The 20,458-nt window shown below is 67.2% G+C and carries 19 protein-coding genes; 9 read left to right on the forward strand and 10 right to left on the reverse strand.

What is annotated here, in order from left to right; genetic code table 11:
• Positions 1-157: 157 nt before the first annotated feature.
• Complete coding sequence (locus ATC04_RS07635; RefSeq protein ID WP_082123922.1) at positions 158-1,048, forward strand: aminoglycoside phosphotransferase family protein; 891 nt, start codon at positions 158-160, stop codon at positions 1,046-1,048.
• A 52-nt stretch (positions 1,049-1,100) separates the two neighbouring features.
• On the opposite strand, the gene ATC04_RS07640 is transcribed toward ATC04_RS07635, so the two are convergent.
• Genes ATC04_RS07640 through ATC04_RS20025 form a run of 7 tightly spaced genes read right to left on the reverse strand, consistent with a single transcriptional unit; the run spans position 1,101 to position 9,658 of the window.
• The gene (locus ATC04_RS07640) at positions 1,101-2,405 is read right to left on the reverse strand and encodes a patatin-like phospholipase family protein (protein ID WP_047119439.1); all 1,305 of its coding nucleotides are present in this window, start codon (positions 2,403-2,405) and stop codon (positions 1,101-1,103) included.
• Positions 2,402-2,827 (reverse strand): hypothetical protein, encoded by a 426-nt coding sequence (locus ATC04_RS07645; RefSeq protein ID WP_152666855.1) that lies wholly within the window; start codon positions 2,825-2,827, stop codon positions 2,402-2,404. Before ATC04_RS07645 ends, ATC04_RS07640 begins: the two co-directional genes overlap by 4 nt.
• On the reverse strand, positions 2,824-3,321 hold the full coding sequence (locus ATC04_RS07650; RefSeq protein ID WP_053798359.1) for a hypothetical protein: 498 nt from the start codon (positions 3,319-3,321) through the stop codon (positions 2,824-2,826). Before ATC04_RS07650 ends, ATC04_RS07645 begins: the two co-directional genes overlap by 4 nt.
• Positions 3,318-4,244, reverse strand: a complete 927-nt coding sequence (locus tag ATC04_RS07655; protein ID WP_047119436.1) for an acetoacetate decarboxylase family protein — start codon at positions 4,242-4,244, stop codon at positions 3,318-3,320. The genes ATC04_RS07650 and ATC04_RS07655 overlap by 4 nt, the downstream gene beginning before the upstream one ends.
• Positions 4,241-5,293: an alpha/beta fold hydrolase gene (locus tag ATC04_RS07660; RefSeq protein WP_047119435.1), complete on the reverse strand. Its 1,053-nt coding sequence runs from the start codon at positions 5,291-5,293 to the stop codon at positions 4,241-4,243. Before ATC04_RS07660 ends, ATC04_RS07655 begins: the two co-directional genes overlap by 4 nt.
• The gene (locus ATC04_RS07665; RefSeq protein ID WP_047119434.1) at positions 5,290-7,191 is read right to left on the reverse strand and encodes a hypothetical protein; all 1,902 of its coding nucleotides are present in this window, start codon (positions 7,189-7,191) and stop codon (positions 5,290-5,292) included. Before ATC04_RS07665 ends, ATC04_RS07660 begins: the two co-directional genes overlap by 4 nt.
• Positions 7,178-9,658 carry a GMC oxidoreductase gene (locus tag ATC04_RS20025; RefSeq protein ID WP_047119433.1) on the reverse strand — a complete coding sequence of 827 codons (2,481 nt, stop codon included), beginning with the start codon at positions 9,656-9,658 and terminating at the stop codon, positions 7,178-7,180. Before ATC04_RS20025 ends, ATC04_RS07665 begins: the two co-directional genes overlap by 14 nt.
• 291 nt (positions 9,659-9,949) lie before the next feature.
• On the opposite strand from ATC04_RS20025, the gene dxs reads away from it, so the two are divergent.
• From dxs to ATC04_RS07700, 6 genes are read left to right on the forward strand one after another with little or no spacing between them, the layout of a single operon-like run.
• Positions 9,950-11,917 carry a 1-deoxy-D-xylulose-5-phosphate synthase gene (gene dxs / locus ATC04_RS07675; protein ID WP_047120779.1) on the forward strand — a complete coding sequence of 656 codons (1,968 nt, stop codon included), beginning with the start codon at positions 9,950-9,952 and terminating at the stop codon, positions 11,915-11,917.
• Positions 11,914-12,507: a DUF402 domain-containing protein gene (locus ATC04_RS07680; protein ID WP_047119432.1), complete on the forward strand. Its 594-nt coding sequence runs from the start codon at positions 11,914-11,916 to the stop codon at positions 12,505-12,507. Before dxs ends, ATC04_RS07680 begins: the two co-directional genes overlap by 4 nt.
• 60 nt (positions 12,508-12,567) lie before the next feature.
• Positions 12,568-13,137: a hypothetical protein gene (locus ATC04_RS07685; protein WP_047119431.1), complete on the forward strand. Its 570-nt coding sequence runs from the start codon at positions 12,568-12,570 to the stop codon at positions 13,135-13,137.
• Positions 13,138-13,155: 18 nt separating this feature from the next.
• Positions 13,156-13,647: a GNAT family N-acetyltransferase gene (locus ATC04_RS07690; protein WP_047119430.1), complete on the forward strand. Its 492-nt coding sequence runs from the start codon at positions 13,156-13,158 to the stop codon at positions 13,645-13,647.
• A 6-nt stretch (positions 13,648-13,653) separates the two neighbouring features.
• Positions 13,654-13,989: a hypothetical protein gene (locus ATC04_RS07695; protein ID WP_047119429.1), complete on the forward strand. Its 336-nt coding sequence runs from the start codon at positions 13,654-13,656 to the stop codon at positions 13,987-13,989.
• A 44-nt stretch (positions 13,990-14,033) separates the two neighbouring features.
• Complete coding sequence (locus ATC04_RS07700) at positions 14,034-14,297, forward strand: hypothetical protein (protein ID WP_146955824.1); 264 nt, start codon at positions 14,034-14,036, stop codon at positions 14,295-14,297.
• Positions 14,298-14,426: 129 nt separating this feature from the next.
• Here ATC04_RS07700 and argG read toward each other — a convergent pair whose 3' ends face one another.
• Positions 14,427-15,854: an argininosuccinate synthase gene (gene argG, locus ATC04_RS07705; RefSeq protein WP_047119427.1), complete on the reverse strand. Its 1,428-nt coding sequence runs from the start codon at positions 15,852-15,854 to the stop codon at positions 14,427-14,429.
• Positions 15,855-15,989: 135 nt separating this feature from the next.
• On the opposite strand from argG, the gene ATC04_RS07710 reads away from it, so the two are divergent.
• On the forward strand, positions 15,990-16,964 hold the full coding sequence (locus ATC04_RS07710; RefSeq protein WP_047119426.1) for an aldo/keto reductase: 975 nt from the start codon (positions 15,990-15,992) through the stop codon (positions 16,962-16,964).
• Between the two features lie 87 nt (positions 16,965-17,051).
• On the opposite strand, the gene ATC04_RS07715 is transcribed toward ATC04_RS07710, so the two are convergent.
• Positions 17,052-17,525: a Rieske (2Fe-2S) protein gene (locus ATC04_RS07715; protein WP_047119425.1), complete on the reverse strand. Its 474-nt coding sequence runs from the start codon at positions 17,523-17,525 to the stop codon at positions 17,052-17,054.
• A 134-nt stretch (positions 17,526-17,659) separates the two neighbouring features.
• Here ATC04_RS07715 and ATC04_RS07720 point away from each other — a divergent pair, with 134 nt between their 5' ends.
• Positions 17,660-18,238, forward strand: coding sequence for a dihydrofolate reductase family protein (locus tag ATC04_RS07720; RefSeq protein ID WP_047119424.1), 579 nt, complete (start codon positions 17,660-17,662; stop codon positions 18,236-18,238).
• A gap of 84 nt (positions 18,239-18,322) precedes the next feature.
• Here ATC04_RS07720 and ATC04_RS07725 read toward each other — a convergent pair whose 3' ends face one another.
• The gene (locus tag ATC04_RS07725) at positions 18,323-20,449 is read right to left on the reverse strand and encodes a 3-hydroxyacyl-CoA dehydrogenase NAD-binding domain-containing protein (protein WP_047119423.1); all 2,127 of its coding nucleotides are present in this window, start codon (positions 20,447-20,449) and stop codon (positions 18,323-18,325) included.
• Positions 20,450-20,458: the final 9 nt, after the last annotated feature.

The raw sequence follows: 20,458 nt of genomic DNA on the forward strand, positions 1-20,458 counted from the left end.
TTAGATCACTGATCGACGTGAACCCTAGGTAGTTCCGCATCACCGGAACACCGTGAGACCCAAGGCCCCGGCCTTGGGTCTCACGTTTTAATCGTGCAAGAATGTTCTGGCACCAAGTAGCTGCCCGGATCCACCCGGACCGCCAACCAGCCCTGCCATGATGAAAACAGCGATGCGCGAGATGACGACTCGAAAACTCCTTCTTGATCAATTCCTTGATCCCGCACAACTCGATGCTGTCGAACGCTGGCTTCCGGGCTGCACCATGACCGCCGACCTTTCCTGGCACGAAACCGATACCCTGGTCCTGCACCTGCGCACGGCGGGTAGCGACTACATCCTGAAAAGCGCCGGATCTTCGAACCATCATTTCGAGCGTGAACTTGCAGCTCACCAAGGGCCGACGGCGGCATTGGTCGAGTCGGGGTACGGAGCTGCGCTGCTTTTCGCCGATTCCTCGGCCAGGCTCATGATCCTTGAATATCTTCCCGGAGGCCTCAGCGAGCACACCGCACGGGAACTGGACCCGGAATTCCACCGGCAAGCTGGAGACGCCCTGCGAACCCTGCATCAGGGCGAGGGGCATCTTGACTCAGCATATGAATCCAAGCTGCTGGCGATGAGCCTTAAACGGCTCAGCCAAGAGCACCGGATCGATCCGGAGAACGAGCGCCGGGCGTACGAGGTCCTGCGGGCTTATCAGCCACGGCCGGTCCGGCTGGTACCAACCCACGGAGACTGGCAGCCGCGCAACTGGTTAAGCGACCATGGAAAATTGAAGGTCATCGATTTCGGCCGTTTCGACTACCGTGCACCGTCCACGGACCTGGTGCGGCTGGCCAACCAGCAATGGCTGGGGCATCCCGAACTTGAATCGGCCTTCCTGCAGGGTTACGGCGGAGACCCGCGGCAGGCACGCAGCTGGCCGATCGAATGCCTGCATGAAGCCATCGGCACGGTCGTCTACGCCTATCGCCTCGGCGCTGAGGACTTCGAAGCCCAGGGCCATCGTATGCTCGGCCGGGCCTTGCAGCTCGCCGGGTGCTGAAGATCCTGGGCTGGTTCCGGTCTCCCTCCGGTCTTCCGCTGCGGCGGCAGCCCTAGCCGGAACGTGCGGTGCGCAGCATCTTCAAGACGTCCCTGACGGCGAAGATGCGCTGCCGAAGTCCGTGGGCGCCGAAGGGTTCCAGCGAAATGAGCATGCGGATCCGGTCGCGCAACCCCATCCGCAGCTTCGCGTGCTGGGTGCCGATGTCGGCCTCGGCCCGGGGGAGCTGGTCGAAGATCGATTCCCGGGCAGGAACCTCGCGGCGGATGACTACCGGCACCCAGTCGCCGTCGATCCTGGCCCGCGCCCGGTATTCCCACGCCGTGGCGGTGGGCACAACGCGGCCGGAGGCCAGGGGTACCGGAGGCTTCCCGCGCCGCCTGGTGACAAACCCGGTCACAGTTCCGGGCTGCATATCATCCAGCGGCAGCCACACGGTCAGCCGCACCCCGAACCCGTGTCCGGACAGGTGCTCGTTCCAGCTGACGCCAACCGGCCCATCGGTCATGGCGGTGCATCGGTAATCGGCGCGAACCCCTTCGGGCCGAGACCGCTCAAGATAGGCGACCGAGTCCCGGTATCCCATGGACATCAGCGTGGACGCGCTGATCCGCCCCAGATAGAAGACCGGGTCCAGCGGCAGCGGATGCTCCGGCTTTATGACATGCAGGACGAATTCCCGTCCGGCTGCCTTGGCCTGCTCAAAATCGGCGAGCAATCCGCCGGTGGCGCTCATCTCAATCATGTGCACGTACTGTTCCAGCGGGCCGTTGCCCCAGTACGGGGAGTTGCCCACGCACCAGAGCAGCCAGATTTCCCTGGCGCCATGCTCCAACGCAGCGGTGATGTTCGCATCCCGGATCCACGCCGCATCGGTCCAGGTGGCGCCGCCGCGATGCAACGGTGCGGTGAAAATCGGCAAGCTCATTCCAGCTGCCAGCAAGGGCAGATCCACGTCTTTTGAGGAGACCGCGATGCTGCGCTTTTCGGTGAAGTTGGCGATATTGAACGTTCCCGGGATCCTGTTTTTCCGGATGGCCTCTACATCCACTCCCATGGAGGGGAAGAGCTTGGTGATCATGGCCTCGGGGCTGGAAAACGCCGGCAGGTTCCAAGGCCCTCGCAGGTAGTCTCGGAGCGGCAGCGGCGAGGAGAAGTTGGAGACCTTGACAGAGGCCCAGTGCTTCATGATCTGCTCGGCATCCTGGCCGGAGAGCATCATGGCGGTGTTCAGGATTCCGCCGGAGGTCCCGTCCACGTGGGTGAATTCCAGGCCCGCTTCCTCAAGGGCCTTCAATACGCCGGCTTGCCAGGCCACGCGCATGCCGCCCCCGGCGAGCACCAGCGAGCGTTTCACCGCTGTGGCCGTTCATGCTTCGGGAGCATCTTCGCGCCCAGGCCGGCGGCCAGCACCGCGGCCGAGAGCAGGTCGAACGCCGCGACGGCCAGCGCCCGGCGGGCGAACACGCCGCGGTGCACCCCGATCGCCACCGCGCCGACCGCGCCGGCCTTTTGGACCACGGACCAGAACAGTGCCAGGCGCATCGACTTGCGGCAGAGCATTGAATGGGTCAACAGCCCGCCGGTGATCGTCATGAACATGCCGACCGTGCCGAACAGCTGGCGGGTCGCCGGCGAATTCTCGGCTCCCACGAGCTTCAGCACGAGTCCCGGAGCTGCTGCCTGGCTTGCGCCGGACACCACTGTCAACGCTCCGATCCCCAGTGCCGCGCGAGCCAGCATGGACGCGGGGCCGGATTCGACGTGTGTGCATTTCATGGCAGTGCCTCCCACAGTTCATGGCCTGCCAGCAGATAGCCGACCGCGGCCGCCCAGTAAATCAGTGCTGCATAGAATCTCGCCCAGTTGCGCGAGACCCACTGGTGCATCTTGGCACGCAACTCCGGCTCTTCGGACACCGCTCCAGTGAGCAGCTGCTGGTTAACCGGACGCATGGACAGTGCGTACCACAAGGCCAGGAAAATGTACGACGCGGCGGCGGCGATAGAGAATACCAGCGTCCACACGTGGGTGCGTCCCAGCCATATTTGGATCAGCGGGGCGACCAACAAGGGAAGGAACATGATCCCCAGAAAGCGGGTGATTGCAGTGATGGGCACGGCGAAGACCGTTGACAGCTCATCGAGCCGCAAGCCGAGGAATACCGGGCGCAGGAAGAACTGCGCCACCGTCATGAATCCGAGATACAACGATGCGCCGAAGACCGTCACCAGTGCCGAAATCAGTGCGGTCCAAGCCAAGGCAGTACTCATTGGACGCGGCTTTCGCCCCGCCGCGGCGGATCGGGCCATTCTTCGCCCAACCCCAGCCCGACCACCGAATCCATGCCGTCCCCGCCGTAGGGGGCGCGGTCCCGGCCGTACTGGAACCACGCCTCGTAGTGGTCATCGAGCACCCCGTGGGAATCGGGAATATACAGGGTGAACACCGGCTGCGGGTCGAAATCCAGTCCCGCCAGCCCGGCCACCTGCGGCAGGTCTCCGAACTCCAGCCGCGCCTTGGCTTGCCTGCCGATCGACACGTCGGCGGTGCCCTGGAAGTAGATGCTCGACTTGTAGAGCATGCCGCGGAACGAGCAATAGTTCACCGCACCGACCTTGAGCGGCAGCGCGGTGGGCGCCGGGCGGTCGATCTCCACCAGCGCGCCCTTCACCCCGTCCAGCTCATAGGCGCTGGACACCGTCCGATCCGTCACCTTGAAGTCCAAGCTGGCCTGGTGCTTCGGCATGCCCCAGATGCCCTTGCCGCCCTTGACCGAAATTTCAGTGCTCACCGGCAAATCCACCACGTACTGCCCCAGGTTCAGGGTTTTCTGGAACAGCATGGGCAGCAGCGGCGGTGCCGGGCGCATGCCGCGGGTGACAGCCAGCGCCAGCGAGTATTCGATGTAGGCGCCGATGTCCGTGGCAAGGTAGTTGATCACGGTGACCACCAGCAGCGAGCGTCCGCCTGGCAGCCTGAACGGATGCAGCTCTTCGCCCGGGATCAGCTTCGCGGCGGCACGGGCGTCAATGGGAAACGCGGTCATCAGCACCGGCGAGGGTTCGGAATTGACCGGCAGCAGGTAGCTGATGCCGTCCACGGTGGCCTTCTGCCCGGACAGTTGCCGCTGCCGAGCCGGCAGTGCCGAGGGCAGCAGGCGCAGCGCCGAGCGCAGCGGGGGTAGCAGATTCATGATGCAAGCTCCTGAAGGATCAAGGGATAGCTGTCGCGCCAGGCATCCCTGCCGAAAATAAGATCCAGATGTCCGTAGCCGGGAATCACGTGCAGCGAATGCTCCCCGGGGGCGTAATAGTCGAAGAATTCGTAGGTGCGCCGTTGCCCCTGCGGCAGGAAGCACCGGTTGTCCGCCCCGGCGATAAAGGAGAACCGTGCCTCGGTGCGCGGCGGCCCGTCCACCAGCGAGTCGGGAAGCTGGCTGTGCTGCCCGGTGGGCACCAGGTATCCGGCCTTCACGCACCCGGCCATCTGGCGGAAGAAAGACAGCGGGGCGCCGGCGAACTCCCCGATGATCCAGCGGTGCGTGGCATCGTCCAGGTTCGCGTGGGACCACAGGGCCGGATGCCCCGCCCCGTAGGTGAAGGACACCAGCCGGCACACGGTGTTGTCGCATTCGTGGTGGGTCAGCTTCACCCCCGAACGCACGATGCGCGAGAAGTAGCCCTGGGACTTGTAGCCCCAGCGCGGGGAGAGCATCGGGGTGAACCCGCCCAGCAGCGGCAGCAGGTGGGTGAGTTTCTGCCGGGATACCCACGGGACATCCACGAACAGCGAACAGGCGTTGGAGACGATGGTGCGCACCTGCGGCAGCAGCCCTGCCACCGCGGCCATGGTGAAGGAGGTCGAGCCCTGGCAGTGCACGAACGCGGCCAGCGAATCCGCCCCGGTGCGCGCCAGCACCTCGCGCACCGCCGCAGGATGGTCGAACACCGCCGCGTCGTCCAGCGTCCAGGCCACCGGCGGCAGGTCGATGGACGCACGCCAGTTCAGCATCCACACGTCCCAGCCCTCATCCAGCAGGGCGTCCACCAGGGTGCGCGCGATCGGCGGGCGGAACAGCTCGGCGCGCACCCCGGCCCCGTGCACCAGCAGCACCGGCCCGCGCGGGGCGTCCGGGCGGCGCAGCGAGGCGACATGCACCAGTGTCAGCGGCAGCCCGTCGTCGGCGCGGAACTGCACCACCTCGGTCGCATGATCGGCGCGGGTTGTCTGCATGGTGGTCATTGGACACCTCCCGGGGTGCTGAAGCCGTTGATGCTCACGGTGATCGGGTTTTCCAGTAGCCGCAGCGGCGGCAGCCCGTCGGCGGGCACCGGGCGCATCTGGTTCTGGGTGCTGGGTCCGGTATCCCAGTCATGGACGACGGTATCGGCAATCACCGGGTAGATCACCAAGGTGCCGTCGTCGCGCAGGTGCATCCGCAAGAAGCCCTTGCCATCCTCGTAGGCCAGCGCCGTCATTTTCAACCTGCCCACAGCCCCGGGCGGGGCGAACACCAGGTGCAGGGCGAAGACCATCGTGCCTACGGCGGCGCCCAGCACCGTGGCGTAGACCGCCGCCAGCAGCACGGTGATCCACCCTGCGCTCCAGTTCCGCTGCCAGGGCAGGGCGATGAGCCCGGTGAAAATGGCCGAGGCCAACAACAGCTGCAGGCCCACGATCAGCAGCGGCTGCACCATCGGATTGGATTTCGCGGAGGCCTCAGACCCGGCCTGGACCAGCCCCCGGGCATTGCGCGCCAGCCACAGCAGCAGGGCGATCAGCAGCGGCACCACGAACAGGAACACCACGATGCCCACGGCGTGGACCCAGTCGCCCGAACCCAGCGCCTCGGGATACGAGTCGCCGGTGATTCCGGAGAAGACGGTGCACAAGAACATGAAGCAGGCCAGGTGCACCACGCCCAGCCCGGTGCTGAACCAGGGGTTGCGCCAAGGCAGGAAAAACGCGCTGAACGGGTTGGCCAGCTGCCAGTGCAGCGCCCGCTCCTGCGTCGGGGTCGGGAACACGGTCTCGGCCAGCGCATACCGCTGGCGCTCAGCCGGATTCACCATCTCCCGCGAACCGGTGGGCGGCAACAGCAGCTCGGGCGACAGGTGCCGGGCACCCGAAAGGAAGGCGCCACCCAGGCCGCAGGTCAGCAGCTGCTCGCGGCGCGGGTCCTCGGGTCCGGCCTGCTCGTGCAGCTGGGCGTAGCGTGCGTAGTGGTGCTTGTCCCCGCTCAGCCGCACCCGGATCTGCGCCCCGGTAGGCGTCGATTCTCCGGTCGCCGGGTCCGTGCACTGCAGCAGGTAGTGGTTCTCGAAGTAGCGCAACGCGTTGTTCGCGTTCGGGTCGCCGTCCGGCAACGTGCCGGTGGCCTCCCAAGTGGGGGAGGAGGCGCACAGGATGATCGCATCGCCCGGCTTCAGGTGCCGCGTCACCTCCGCCTCGAAGTACTGCAGCTGCGGCCGGTCGATGTAGCTGCCCAGCTCGCTGTCCAGCGCGACCAGCCACCAGGTCTTCTGCACCGTGTTGGCTTCCAGGTTGGTCAGCCGCGCGGCGAAGTAGCCACGGGACTGCAGGGTCTGCCACCCGCCGATCTTCGCCTGCTGGCAGAAGATGCGTTCGAAGGCCGTCAGCCCGTCGTACCAGTCGTGGTTCCCGGGCAGGGCCAGCAGCGCGGCCGCCGGCCCCGGAAGCGAAGCGGCACGGTAGGGTCGCACCAGCCGGTCCTCGTAGGCGCGTTCGGAGGCCGCCGGGTAGACCTCGTCCCCGCCCATGACCAGCAGCTGCGACTTGGGCAGCCTTACCGGCGGCTGGCCGGGCTGCGCGGCCTGGACCTGCAGCTCGGGCTGGGCCAGCGCCCAGGCCATGGTGTAGGTCGCGTCGAAACCATCGCCGAGATCCGCGATGAAGTCGATCCAGCGGCCCTGCTCCTGCGGCGGGAATTCGGCCAGGTCCATGGCTCGCTGCGGGAAAATGCTCTGCATCTCCCGGTTGTCCATGAACCCCAGGAAGACCTGGGCGGCCAGCGCCTTGATTCCGGTGCGCACCAGCTCGGGCGGGGACAGCCAGCGCGCCGCCGGCCGCGGGCGGAACCCCAGTTCATGCTCGAACTGCTCCAACTCATGCTGGTTCATGATCGTTCTTCCGGACACGGCGCGGCGCAAGGTAGCTGCGGTACAGCGACCCCAGGAACAGCCCGCCAAAGGCCGACAGCGCCTGGACCTTGCGCGGCCCCTGCGCCCTGAAGGTCGTGAGCTGGCGCGCGAAGTCCAGCGGCTCGATATACAGGATGCCGGATCCCAGCACCGCCGGGTCCTCTGCCGCCAGCAGCCCGGAGGCCGCAGGGTGTTCCGGTGCCGGCGGGAAGACGTGGCCTTCCAGCAGCTGCACGAACAGGGTTGTGGTATCCGGCCAGAGGTCCACGCCCGGCCCGTCATGGATGTCCTTGAAACCCACCATGGTCAGCTGCCGCCCGCCCGGGGACTGGACATGCAGGCGGTAGAGCATCAGCCGGCGTTCCTGTTCATCCGGCACGAACAGGTTGAACCAGCCGCGTAGCACCGGGCAGTGCCCGCCGAGCACATCCGCGTCGAGGAAGCCCTCGGCGCTCGCCGGGTGGCGCGGATCGGCGGTGAAGCGGTCGATGTCCTTGGCCGTGATGGTCAGGGTGAACATCATGCGTTCGTGGCGCAGCGAGGCCTGTGCCAGGCCCGAGGCCGGCTCGCCCACGCCCAGCGTGAAATGCCCGCGCATGGTTTCGGTGAACGCCACCGAGGTGGCCCGGGGATTCAGTGGCTCGACCGGGGCGGCCGGGTCCTGCGCGGTATGCGCGTCAACAGGTCCGCCCTCCGGCGCCGCACCGGCTAGGGAAGATCCGGCCGCGACGACGGGGGAGGCCCACGACTGCTCGAGCAGGTGCTCGCAGGCCCGGTCCGCCATCGCGGCGATGGTCAGCGACGGATTCGGGCCGACCGGGCCGGGCATGGCGGCGCCGTCCACCACGTACAGGCCCGGCTGGCCGTACACCTCCGACCACGGGTCGCAGACGCCGACCTGGTCGTTGGCGCCGATCGGCGCCCCGCCCAGCGGATGCACCGTGACCACACGCTGGGCCTTCCACAGCGGGTTGTCGTTGAAAGCAGCACCCAGTTGGTCGCCGATGCCGCGCATGGCACCGCGCACGGATTCGAAGAACTCCTGCGAGGTGGACAGCGTCCAGTCGGCTGCCAGCCGGCCCTCGCGCAGGTACATGCGCCCGTCGGGCACGTCCCGGCCCATGCCCAGCAGGGGCAGCGCCGTGCTGGAAAAGCGTCCAGGGCCCAGCGCCATGGCCAGATCGGCAGATATGCTGCTGCGATTTCGCTGGAACAGCCGGTTCTCGATGATCTTGGCGGCCACCTTGCCGGCCCGGGGCAGAGCCTCGCGGAACTGCGAGAGTTCCATGAGCCAGTTGAAGAACGCCGGATAGCCGGCGTCCTGCAGGTAGTAGCCGCGGCCGGTGGCGCCGTTGCCGTCCAGCGCGTCCGCGACGCGCACGGTGCTGGTGATGACCGGACCGCGGTTCCCGTACAGCTGGCGCGGCACGGTGCGCCCTTCGACCTGCTCGCTGGCATTGAACAGCAGTCCGAGCAGGTCTCCGTTGCTGCTGAAGCGGGTGCCCAGCGCCGGGCTGATCCCGGGCAAGGTCATCCGGTTGCGCAGCAGCAGGTAGCTGGTGCCGAAGGTGCCGGCGGCCAGCAGCAGCTTGGCGCAGCGGATCAGCCGTTCGGGAAGGTCGCCGGTTGAGGAGGGGTGCTGAGGGTCGTGGATCACGTAGCGCACCAGCCAGCTGCCGTCCGACGCGCGGGAGAAGCCGCGCACCTCGTGCAGCGTGCGGATGTCGGCGTTGCCGGTGGCCGCCGCAGCTGAGAGGTAGTTGTGGTCAAGGGTGTTCTTGGCGCCCGAGTTGCAGCCCAGATCGCATTCGCCGCACAGCGTGCAGGTGGTGCGCGGCTTGCCGTGGAGGTTGCCGTAGTCCGCCAAGGGCAGCATCCGGCCCGGCTGGGCGGGGGAGTCCGCATCGGTGGAGAAGTTCACCGCCAGCGGGGGACGGAACACCGTGTGGCCGCCGGCCTGGGCGGCCTGCTCGAAGGCGTTGGTTTTGGCGGTGTCCTGGTAGGGGTAGCGGTCCACCCCGATCATGTCCTCGACGCGCTGGTAGTGCTGTTCGAGATCGCGGTATCCGATGGGCCAGGATTCGTACCCGCCGCCGGGCAGCGGGGATTCGTTGACGAACCACTTTTCGTCCTTGCGCAGCAGCACGTTGGCGTAGATCAGCGAGCCGCCGCCCAGGCCGCTGGAGACCAGCCCCTCGAGGCCCCGCAGGGTCCACGCGTCGAACAGTCCGTAGAGTTTTTCGCTGGGATCCCAGAAGGCGGTGGACAGCTCCGACGGAGAGCGGGCGAAATCGCCGGGCCCGTATGACCGGCCGCGTTCCATCAGGACCACTTGCTTGCCGGCGTCGGCCAGGCGGTAGGTTGCCACCGAACCGCCGAACCCCGAACCGACCACAACTGCATCTACATATTCCGTCGGCACTTGGCCGGCACGAATTTCCCCCATGTCCCCCTCCTGGGAAGACTTAGCAGATTCGCGAGGTGGAAAGCCCCGTGTCCAGAATTAGGCTCATTTTACCTACGCGGCGCGAGGGTGGAAAGAGGGAAATTCGACAGCTTCTAGTTTCTTTTCCGTCGTCGCGACCGCGGCCAAGCTGGGCGTAGCCAACATCATCATCGAAAAATTGGTTCCAGCCCAAAAGGTGGCGGATAATGGGAGCAGTCAAGTGCGCGATAGACTAGTTGTTTCGCACGGACTTGCGGTGCCCGCATGGGCAGAAATGTGAAGGGGATGACTGTGTCTTTACTCGGGACCATTAAAAAACCAAGCGACCTGCGGGCGCTTACCCTGGATCAGCTCACCCAACTTGCGCAGGAGATCCGCGCCTTCCTCATCGACAACGTCGCCCGCACCGGCGGCCACCTGGGGCCGAACCTCGGCGTGGTGGAACTGACCATCGCCATGCACCGCGTGTTCGATTCGCCGACCGATTCCATCGTGTTCGACACCGGCCACCAGTCCTACGTGCACAAGCTGCTCACCGGGCGCCAGAACTTCGAAACGCTGCGCCAGCAGGGCGGCCTGTCAGGCTACCCCGACCGCGGCGAATCCGAGCACGACATCGTCGAGTCCTCCCACGCCTCGTCCTCGCTGTCCTGGATCGACGGCATCTCCCGGGCCAATAAGCTGACCGGCCGCACCGAAAGCTATGCCGTGGGCCTGGTGGGCGACGGCGCGCTGACCGGCGGCATGGTCTGGGAAGCGGTGAACAACATCGCCGCTGACAAGGAACGCAAGGCGGTGATCGTGGTCAACGATAACGGCCGCTCCTACGCCCCAACCATCGGCGGCCTGGCCGACCAGCTCGCGGGACTGCGCCAGCAGCTGGACAAGTTCCGCACCCACCCCGCCTACGAGTCCGCCATGGACAAGCTCAAGGGCCGGCTGAAGGATTCCGGCCCGGTCGGCAGCTTCACCTACAAGTCGCTGCATGCCACCAAGAAGGGCATCAAGGACTGGTGGGCCCCGCAGGGGCTCTTCGAGGACCTTGGCCTGAAGTACATCGGCCCGATCGACGGCCACAATCTCGCCGCCGTGGAGGAAGCGCTCCAGCAGGCCAAGCAGTACGGCGGTCCCGTGCTGGTGCACGCGCTGACCGAGAAGGGCCACGGCTACGCGCCGGCCCTGGCCGACGAGGCCGACCAGTTCCACGCGGTGGGCGTCATCGACCCTGCCACCGGCGCCCCGGTCGCCAAGCCCAGCGCGCAGAGCTGGACCAGCGTCTTCGGCGACGAGATCGCCAAGATCGCCGACGAGCGCGAGGACGTTGTGGCGATCACCGGCGCCATGCTGCTGCCGGTGGGCCTGAAGAAGATGTCCGACGCCCACCCGGACCGCGTGCTGGACGTGGGCATCGCCGAGCAGCATGCGATGACCACCGCGGCCGGCCTGGCCTTCGGCGGCCTGCACCCGGTGGTGTGCGTCTACGCGACCTTCCTGAATCGCGCCTTCGACCAGCTGCTGATGGACGTCGCGCTGCACAAGGCAGGGGTCACCATCGTGCTTGACCGCGCCGGCGTGACCGGCCCGGACGGCGCCAGCCACCATGGCATGTGGGACATGGCGCTGACCCAGATCATCCCGAACCTGCACCTGGCGGCCCCGCGCGACGCCACCCGCCTGCGCGAGGAACTGCGCGAAGCCATGGACATCAACGACGCCCCGAGCGTGGTGCGCTTCTCCAAGGGCTCCGTGGGCGAAGAGGTCGAGTCCATCGACCGGCTGCCCGACGGCGTGGACGTGCTGGCCCGGCTGGGCGACCGCGCCGCGCCGGACGTGCTGATCGTCTCCGTCGGAGCGATGAGCGAGCTGTCCCTGGACGTGGCCCAGCGGCTGAACAGCCAGGGCGTCTCGGTGACGGTGGTCGACCCCCGCTGGGTGCTGCCCATGCCGTCCTCCGTGATTTCGCTGGCCGCCCGCCACCGCATCGTGGTCTGCATCGAGGACGGGGTGCGCGCCGGCGGCGTCGGTTCGCGCCTGCGCACCGAGATGCGCGCCGCCGGGGTGGACACCGCGCTGAACGAGGTGGGCCTGCCCACCAAGTTCCTGGCCCACGGCACCCGTGCCGAGGTGCTGGAGCGCGTCGGCCTGACCGCCCAGCAGGTCGCCCGGGACACGCTGGCCCAGGTGCTGGGCACCAAGGTCCCCTTCGCCCGGCCGCTGCCCGGCCAGGACCTGCCCACCGGACAGATCCCCAAGCTGTGAGCGCCCAGCCCGGCTGCCCCGAAGGGCTGCCCCGCAACCCTGCGAGCGTCGCCGCCGGCGCGCTGGTGGTGGCCCGCGCCTGGAAGTACGACGCCAGCCCGCACTGGGTGGTGCCCGGCTTCTACCTCGGCTCCGACGAGTACGGCCACTGGGTGCACCAGCCGGCCGGATCGCTGGTCTCTCGTCCGGGAACCGCGCACCTGGCCGCCTGCGACGCGCTGTGCCTGTTCCCCTCCGAAGGCCAGTGGATCGCCACGCTGTACGACGATCCGGACGAGGACTTCGACATCTACATCGACCTGGCCGGCAGCATCGGCTGGCGGCGGATGAAGCGCGGGGCCTGGGAAGTGAACTCCATCGACCTGGACCTCGACGTGATCCGCTCGCACAGCCGCGGCACCTTCCTGGACGACGAGGACGAGTTCGACCAGCACCGCCTGAGCATGGGCTATCCCGAGGCCCTGCAGCGCTCGATCCGCGCCGAAAGCAAGGTGCTGCTCGATGCGGTCCGCGCTGACGCGGCGCCATTCAACGCCGAGCACCGGCGGCGCTGGCTGGTCCGGGCCCGCAGCCTGCAGCACGTCGGCTGAGCCGGCAACACCACGCACTTTGAGACAAAACACCGAGAAACCAACCCCTGGGGGAGACCGATGGCGATCATTCGCACCTACCGGATGAACGAGAAGAACGAACTGCAGTTCCGCGAAGCGTGGTTCCAGCAGTTCGAGGACGAAGAGCTGGGCCAGTTCGTGGTCAACCACGGTCCGGTGGGCCACATGTCGCAGACCAGCGAGGTGCAGGACGTCACCGCCGACCGCGCCGACGAGCTGTTCGCCGGTTTCGCCGAGGCCTGCGCCGCCGAGGGCTACAAGGAGCTCTCCGACCAGGAGCAGTCCTGGGTCATCGTGCAGTACGCGCTGAAGACCGCCGAGGGCACCGCGCGCGACAAGTACCTGCAGAACAAGGCCACCGAGGCGCTGGCCGGTCACCTGGCCTGGCGTGGCCTGGGCACCGTGGAATCCAGCGACTTCGGCAACCGCAAGCTGAACATCCGCATCCTCTCGCCAGCCCCGAAGCTCGCGGTCAACGCCATCAAGGTCTGCATCCGCGAAGCCAAGCTGGACTTCACCAAGATGGTCATCGCCACCGCCCCGTACGACGGCCTGGATCAGGCGCGAATGGCCTACCCGATGCCGCCCAAGCCGTTCAGCCTCGACTAGGCTCCGCGGCGCGCATCCATGGTGGGCATCCGGCCACTGGTTCCGCAGGACTACCGCGCCGTGCGCGAGCTGTCGCGCAGCCTGGGCCGCACCAGCGCCCCGGAGCGCTTCGCTCCCGGCGGGTGCCTGCTGGCCGCCATGTCCGAGGACGGGCGCCTGGTCGGCTGGGCCAAGGCGCAGTGGTGGGATCCGCAGGACCCGGTGGCCCCGGCGGGCTACCACCTGGGCGGGGTCGAGATCGACCCCGGCTGGCAGCGCCGCGGAGTGGCCACGGCCTTGGGCCTGGCCAGGCTGAGCTGGGTGGCGCAGCGGGCGGATGCCGCCTGGTGCGTGGTGAATGCGCGGAACACCGCCTCGCTTGCGCTGCAGCGTTCGCTGGGATTCACCCTCGGGGCGCGGGCCGCCGGATTCGGCACGGTCCACTTCACCGGGGGAGCCGGAGTGCTGCTGTGCCGGACACTTCAAGATTTCGCGCCCGGCGACGGCGCGCACAACGACAAGCAGAAGTAGGGACTCATGATTCCTCAAGAAGACCGGGACGACAACGCCGGCGCCAAGCGCAAGCCAACCCACCTGGGGGCCACCCGGGTGCCGCTGCATCTGGTGTTCCAGGCCTGCGTGGGCGTCATCATCGGCATCGGCATCACCTCGCTGTTCTCCGGCGTCGACCACGCGCAGCTGGCGCTGGCCGGCGTGATCGTGGTGATCGCCGCCTGGATCGTCGAGCAGGGATTCCGCCTTCCGGAACCCAACACCACCTCCGGCGCCCGCATCCGGCTGGTGCTGCGCATCGTCTCGCTGGTCGGCTTCACCATCGCGGTCAGCCCGCTGCTGCAGCTGATCGAAGCCTAGCTGTGGCCGTCGAGCGGGCCAAGCCCCGCCGCACCCTGAAAGCGATGCTGTGGCCGGCCGCCCAGGTGCTGGTCGGCTTTTCCGCGGGGCTCGCGCTGGCCAAGACGATGTCGCTTCCCGAGGAGCAGATCGCGTTGATCGGCACCGTGATCACGCTGGTCACCTGGCTGGCGGACGAAGCGGTCACGCTCCCGGCGAAGGACACCCGGCTCGGGGCGGCCTTGCACGGCACCCTCAGGTTCCTCGCGCTGGTCGGATTCATCATGGCCCTGCAGTCCCTGGCGGCGCTCAACGGGCTGACCTCCTAAACCCCGCCGCGCTGCAACCCTGCGCGCAGGCCGCGCAGGGGTCCAGGCAACAAAAAAGCTCGGGCGGATGCTTCCAATCAAGGAAGCATCCGCCCGAGCTCTTAGCGTTCAACGCCGGGGCGTCGGAGCCTAGTCGGTGCCTGAATCGAAGGCGGCCAGCTCGTTGACGCGGTCGGTAGCCAGCTCGTCGCTGTCCACCGGGGTGGCGTCGACGATCGCGTCGGCGCCGCCGGCCTCCAGCGAGCCCACCAGCTTGGCGGTGGTGCCGCCGACCAGGCCCATGGCAGCGTACTGCTCCAGGCGGCCGCGGGAATCGGCGATGTCCAGGTTGCGCATGGTCAGCTGGCCGATGCGGTCCACCGGGCCGAAGGCGGCGTCGCCCACGCGCTCCATGGACAGCTTGTCCGGGTGGTAGCTCAGGTTCTCGCCGGTGGTGTCGACGATGGTGTAGTCGTCGCCGCGGCGCAGGCGGATGGTCACGGTGCCGGTGATGGCCGAGCCGACCCAGCGCTGCAGGGACTCGCGCAGCATCAGGGCCTGCGGATCCAGCCAGCGGCCTTCGTACATCAGGCGGCCCAGGCGGCGGCCTTCGTTGTGGTAGCTGGCCACGGTGTCTTCGTTGTGGATCGCGTTGACCAGGCGCTCGTAGGCGATGAACAGCAGCGCCATGCCCGGAGCCTCGTAGATGCCGCGGGACTTGGCTTCGATGATGCGGTTCTCGATCTGGTCGCTCATGCCCAGGCCGTGGCGTCCGCCGATGATGTTCGCCTCGTTGACCAGGGCTACCGGGTCGACGTATTCCTTGCCGTTGATGGCGACCGGGCGGCCGGCGGAGAAGGTGACGGAAACATCTTCCGAGGTGATCTCAACGCTTTCGTCCCAGTACTTCACGCCCATGATCGGCTCGACGTTCTCGATCGAGCTGTTCAGCAGCTCCAGGGTCTTCGCCTCGTGGGTGGCGCCCCAGATGTTGGCGTCGGTGGAGTAGGCCTTCTCAGCCGAGTCGCGGTAGGGGAAGCCGTGGGCGACCATCCACTCGCTCATCTCCTGGCGACCGCCCAGTTCAGCGACGAACTGCGGGTCGAGCCACGGCTTGTAGATGCGCAGCTTCGGGTTGGCCATCAGGCCGTAGCGGTAGAAGCGCTCGATGTCGTTGCCCTTGTAGGTCGAACCATCGCCCCAGACGTCCACGCCGTCCTCGCGCATGGCGCGCACCAGCAGGGTGCCGGTGACCACGCGGCCCAGCGGGGTCGTGTTGAAGTACGACTTTCCGCCCGAGCGGATGTGGAAGGCGCCGCAGGCCAGGGCGGCGAATCCCTCTTCGACCAGGCCCGGCTTGCAGTCGACCAGGCGCGAAGCCTCGGCGCCGTACTCCAGGGCGCGGCCCGGAACGGCGTCGATGTCCGGCTCGTCGTACTGGCCGAGATCGCCGGTGTAGGTGTACGGGATGGCGCCGTTGTGGCGCATCCAGGCGACGGCAACGGAGGTGTCGAGGCCACCGGAGAACGCGATACCGACGCGCTCGCCTACTGGGAGATTGGTAAGAACTTTAGACATGTTTCCATCCTAATGGATAAATATGCATTGTAGTGAATTGAGACTGAATGCCGGGGCGCGGAGACCTAGCAGATAGCCTATGGGTATACGACGCTCCAGTGAAGCGGAGCACAACTATGAAGTGAAGAGGTGTCCATGGAATTCCGCCAACTTGGCCGCAGCGGCCTGAGTGTTTCCGTCGTCGGTCTGGGCTGCAACAACCTGGGGCGGACCGGTACCGCCACCGAGTCCCAGGAGGGGACCAACGCGGTCGTCCATGCCGCGCTGGAGGCAGGAATCACGCTGTTCGACGTGGCCGACACCTACGGGCGTGAACCGGGCCTTTCCGAAATCCGCCTGGGCGCCGCGCTGGGCAGCGCCCGCGGGGACATCATCCTCGCCACCAAATTCGGCATGGACATGCGCGGGGTCAATGGGCCAGACTTCTCAGCGCGCGGATCGCGCCGCTATGTCGTCAAGGCGGTCGAGGCCTCGCTGAAGCGTCTGGGCACCGACTACATCGACCTGTTCCAGTTCCACACCCCGGATCCGAATACCCCGATCGAGGAGACCCTGCGGGTGCTGGACGACCTGGTGGCCAGCGGGAAGGTCCGCTACATCGGGCATTCAAACCGGTCCGGCTGGCAGATCGCGCAGGCCGAGTACGTGGCCCGGGAGCTTGGCACCGAACGCTTCATCTCCGCCCAGAACCACTACAACCTCATCGACCGCCGCGCAGAGCTGGAGGTGCTTCCGGCTGCGAGGGAATTCGGGCTCGGCGTGCTTCCGTACTTCCCGCTGGCCAACGGGCTGCTCACCGGCAAGTACTCCAAGGGCCACGCGCCCGAAGGAAGCCGCCTGACGCATTCACGGCAGTACCTGGTGGAATCCAGCAACTTCGAGCAGCTGCAGAAGTTCGCCGACTTCGCCGCAGCGCGCGGGCTCACCGAGATCCAGCTGGCCTTCTCCTGGCTGGCGGCCCAGCAACCGGTCGCCTCGGTGATCGCCGGAGCCACCCGTCCCGAGCAGATCACGGCCAACGCGGAGGCAGTCAGCTGGGTGCCGACCCCGGCCGAGCGCGCGGAGCTGGACGAGATCTTCCCGGCCCCGGAGAAGATCGCGCCGTTCTAAACGGAGCTTAAAAACACCATGCGGCGGAACCCCCGAATCGGGGAGTCCGCCGCATGGCGCTTTAAGCGACAGCAAACCAGCAGGGATCTATGCGTCGGCGGTGACGTAGACGACGATGTTCTTGTCCTTGATTTCCGCGGCGTAGCGCGGCAGCGCCGCCTTGGCCGGGCCGGCCACCACGGTGCCGTCCTTCGGGGCGAACTTCGAGCCATGGCAGGCGCAGTAGAAGTTCTCGTCCTGCGACTTCGGCGTCAGCGCGCAGCCCTGGTGGGTGCACTTGTTCGAGTAGGCCAGCACGGTCTTCTCATCCGGGCGGAACACCATGACCGCGGTCGCGCTGCCGTCCGGGTAGGTGGCCGGCGCCGAGGCGCGCGAGCCGACCGGCAGGTCCGAGACCGGCATCAGCACCTGGCCTTCGCCGCTCGGTTCGGGGATGGAATTGGCCTCTGGGGTTTCAACCGCTGATTCTCTGTTGCCGCAGGCGGTTAGCAGGGCTGCCGAACCGATCGCGGCGGAGGCGCACATGAACGTGCGGCGGGCTGGTCGGGCGAAGTCAGTCATGGCTTCATTGTTGCAGAATTATCTGTGACGTCGCCAAGAAGGCGCACCACACCCTGTTTCCGGACGCCGTATCTCTGTAGAGTGGGCGAATTCGCCAATGCCAGCGGAGAAGGACCCCGAGCCGAGGAGAACCCATGCGCACCTTGACCTACTACGTGGCGGTAAGCCTGGATGGATTCATCGCCGGACCGGCAGGGGAATTCGACGCGTTCCTCGCCGAGGGGGACCACATGCAAGCCATCGGCGAGCAGTTCCGCGGCACCGTGCCCACCGTCCTGGCCGAAGCCGTGGGTATCCCAATCCAGGACGGGCCCTTCGACACCGTGCTGATGGGATGGAACACCTACGCGGTCGGGATGCCCGACCAGCATCTGGCCAGCCCCTACGCCCACCTTCGCCAGGTCGTGTTCACGCACGGACGGCAGGGCCCGGAAGGCAGCCAGGACGTGCTGTTCACGGACCGGGATCCGGTGCAGCTGGTGCGCGAACTGAAAAAGGAAGACGGCAAGGACATCTGGCTGTGCGGCGGCGGCTCGCTGGCCGCCGCACTGGCCGAGGAGATCGACCAGCTGGCGCTGAAGATCAACCCGGTGACCTTCGGCGGCGGCATCCGGCTGTTCGGCGACCGCTCCTACCAGCCGCAGCCCTGGCGCAGCACCTCCGTGCAGGCCTTCGAATCCGGGGTCGCGCTGGCGCAGTACGAGCGGGCCTAGCGCTTCCCTCCAGTTGCAGAACACGACGGCGGGGCCCTCGGCCGGCGCATGCCGCCGCCAAGGACCCCGCAGTGATGCGCCTGGTCAGTTGTTGAACTTTGCTCCGTTGACGCGTTCGGAGGCGCCGACCTGGTCGAGGTACGGAGTGATGCCGCCCAGGTGCATCGGCCAGCCCGCGCCGGTGATCATGCACAGGTCCACGTCGGCCGCTTCGGCCACCACACCCTCGGAGAGCAGCAAGCCGATCTCCTGGGCCAGCGCGTCCTGGACCCGAGCCAGGATCTGCTCCGCACTTGACGGGTTGCTTCCTTGCATGATGACCTGCGCCGCTGCCGGGTTCAGCACCTGGCCGCCCTGCTCGTCGGAGACCCACAGCGAGGTGACCTTCGCGTCGATCAGCTTCTGCAGGTTCTGCGACACCGCGAAACGGTCGCCGAAGGCGGCGTGCAGGGATTCGGTGACATGCTGGGCCACAGGCAGCCCGACCATCGACAGCAGGGTGAACGGGGTCATCGGCAGGCCCATGCTGGACAGGGCGTTGTCCGCGGTCTTGGCGTCGGTGCCTTCGTCAAAGGCCGCCTGGACCTCGCTGAGCAGGCGCAGCAGCACGCGGTTGACCACAAACGCCGCCGCATCCTGGGCGAGCACGGTGGTTTTCCTCAGCGCCTTGCCCAGCACGAACGCGGTGGACAGCGCGGTGTCGCTGGTCCATTCGGTGGCGGCGATCTCCAGCAGCGGCATGAGGGCCACCGGGTTGAAGAAGTGGAAGCCCACCAGGCGTTCGGGGTGCATCAGGTCCCGGCCCATCTCGGTGACCGAGAGCGAGGAGGTATTGGTGGCCAGCACGCACTCGGGGGAGACGACCGCCTCGACCTCGGCGAAGACCTGCTTCTTCACGCCCAGCTCCTCGAAGACCGCCTCGATGACGAAGTCCGCGTCGGCGAAGCCCTCCTTGGAGACCGAGCCGGAGACCAGCGCCTTGGCGCGGTTGACCGCGTCCTGGCTCATCCGGTCCTTGGCATGCAGCTTGTCGATCTCGCCGTGGATGTAGCCCAGTCCCTTGTCGATGCGCGACTGGTCAAGGTCGGTGATGACCACCGGCACGTTCAGCCGGCGCACGAACAGCAGTGCCAGTTGGCTGGCCATCAGCCCGGCCCCGACGATGCCGACCTTGGTCACCGGGCGGGCCAGCCTGGCGTCGGGCGCTCCGGCCGGGCGCTTGCCGCGCTTCTGCACCAGGTCGAAGAAGGCGTAGATGGTGTTCTGGAACTGCCTGCTGCCCATCAGCTCGGTCAGTGCTTGGATTTCCAGCTGCGCCGATTCGGGCTGGGTCAGGGTCAGGCCCTGGCGGAAGACCTCCAGCACCTTGGACGGGGCGGGGGCGGCGCCGTGCAGCTTCGCGTCGACGAACGCCTGCGCGGCATCCGCGGCCTCCAGCCAGCGGCGGGCCACCTCGGGATCGCGCGGGTCCACCGCGTTGGGGCGTCGCACCTCGAGCTCTCCGTTGAGCACGCCGTCGACGAACGCGACCGAATGCTCAATGAAGTCCGCCGGCTCGAACAGGGCATCGGCTACACCCATCTTGTAGGCGGCAGGCCCGGAGAGGGTCTTGTTGTTGTTCAGCGGGTTCTCGATCATGACCTTCAGTGCGTTCTCCGGGCCCACCAGGCGCGGCAGGCGGTAGACGCCGGCCCAGCCCGGAATCAGCCCGAGGAACGCCTCGGGCAGGCCCAGCGCGCCGGCGGCGGTGCTGACGGTGCGGTAGGTGCAGGCCAGCGCAATTTCCAGGCCTCCGCCCAGGGCCAGTCCGTTGACGAAGGCGAAGGTCGGCACACCCAGGTCGGCTAGCAGGTCGTAGGCGTGGTGGCCCAGGGAGGCCATGGCGCTGCCCTGCTCGGGGGAGCGCAGCCGGGTGACCGCGGACAAATCCGCGCCGGCGATCAGGAAGTGCGGCTTGCCGGTGATGGCCAGCGCGTGGATCGCCCCGGCCTTGGCGCGCTCGGCCTGGGTTTCCAGCGCGGCGCGCAGCTCGATCAGCCCGTTGGGGCCCAGCGTGGTCGGCTTGCGGTGGTCCAGCCCGTTGTCCAGGGTCAGCAGGGCCAGCACCTTGCCGCTGGGCAGCAGGACGTCGGAGACCAGCGAGTGGGTGACGGTCTCGTCGCGCATGAGCTCGGCGACGTCCGAGAAGTTCTGTGAAGTTGCTGCGGTCATGGTTCTGCT

Origin of the sequence: Arthrobacter sp. YC-RL1 (genome assembly GCF_001454985.1) — a bacterium.
Taxonomy (GTDB): Bacteria; Actinomycetota; Actinomycetes; order Actinomycetales; family Micrococcaceae; genus Glutamicibacter; species Glutamicibacter soli.

What these genes read in the sequence shown, in the direction of transcription:
- ATC04_RS07635 (WP_082123922.1), top strand. Translation starts at nt 158, where the DNA reads ATGATGAAAACAGCGATGCGCGAGATGACGACTCGAAAACTCCTTCTT.
- ATC04_RS07645 (WP_152666855.1), bottom strand. Translation starts at nt 2,827, where the DNA reads ATGAAATGCACACACGTCGAATCCGGCCCCGCGTCCATGCTGGCTCGC.
- ATC04_RS07650 (WP_053798359.1), bottom strand. Translation starts at nt 3,321, where the DNA reads ATGAGTACTGCCTTGGCTTGGACCGCACTGATTTCGGCACTGGTGACG.
- ATC04_RS07655 (WP_047119436.1), bottom strand. Translation starts at nt 4,244, where the DNA reads ATGAATCTGCTACCCCCGCTGCGCTCGGCGCTGCGCCTGCTGCCCTCG.
- ATC04_RS07660 (WP_047119435.1), bottom strand. Translation starts at nt 5,293, where the DNA reads ATGACCACCATGCAGACAACCCGCGCCGATCATGCGACCGAGGTGGTG.
- ATC04_RS07665 (WP_047119434.1), bottom strand. Translation starts at nt 7,191, where the DNA reads ATGAACCAGCATGAGTTGGAGCAGTTCGAGCATGAACTGGGGTTCCGC.
- ATC04_RS20025 (WP_047119433.1), bottom strand. Translation starts at nt 9,658, where the DNA reads ATGGGGGAAATTCGTGCCGGCCAAGTGCCGACGGAATATGTAGATGCA.
- ATC04_RS07685 (WP_047119431.1), top strand. Translation starts at nt 12,568, where the DNA reads ATGGCGATCATTCGCACCTACCGGATGAACGAGAAGAACGAACTGCAG.
- ATC04_RS07690 (WP_047119430.1), top strand. Translation starts at nt 13,156, where the DNA reads ATGGTGGGCATCCGGCCACTGGTTCCGCAGGACTACCGCGCCGTGCGC.
- ATC04_RS07695 (WP_047119429.1), top strand. Translation starts at nt 13,654, where the DNA reads ATGATTCCTCAAGAAGACCGGGACGACAACGCCGGCGCCAAGCGCAAG.
- ATC04_RS07700 (WP_146955824.1), top strand. Translation starts at nt 14,034, where the DNA reads ATGCTGTGGCCGGCCGCCCAGGTGCTGGTCGGCTTTTCCGCGGGGCTC.
- argG (WP_047119427.1), bottom strand. Translation starts at nt 15,854, where the DNA reads ATGTCTAAAGTTCTTACCAATCTCCCAGTAGGCGAGCGCGTCGGTATC.
- ATC04_RS07710 (WP_047119426.1), top strand. Translation starts at nt 15,990, where the DNA reads ATGGAATTCCGCCAACTTGGCCGCAGCGGCCTGAGTGTTTCCGTCGTC.
- ATC04_RS07715 (WP_047119425.1), bottom strand. Translation starts at nt 17,525, where the DNA reads ATGACTGACTTCGCCCGACCAGCCCGCCGCACGTTCATGTGCGCCTCC.
- ATC04_RS07720 (WP_047119424.1), top strand. Translation starts at nt 17,660, where the DNA reads ATGCGCACCTTGACCTACTACGTGGCGGTAAGCCTGGATGGATTCATC.
- ATC04_RS07725 (WP_047119423.1), bottom strand. Translation starts at nt 20,449, where the DNA reads ATGACCGCAGCAACTTCACAGAACTTCTCGGACGTCGCCGAGCTCATG.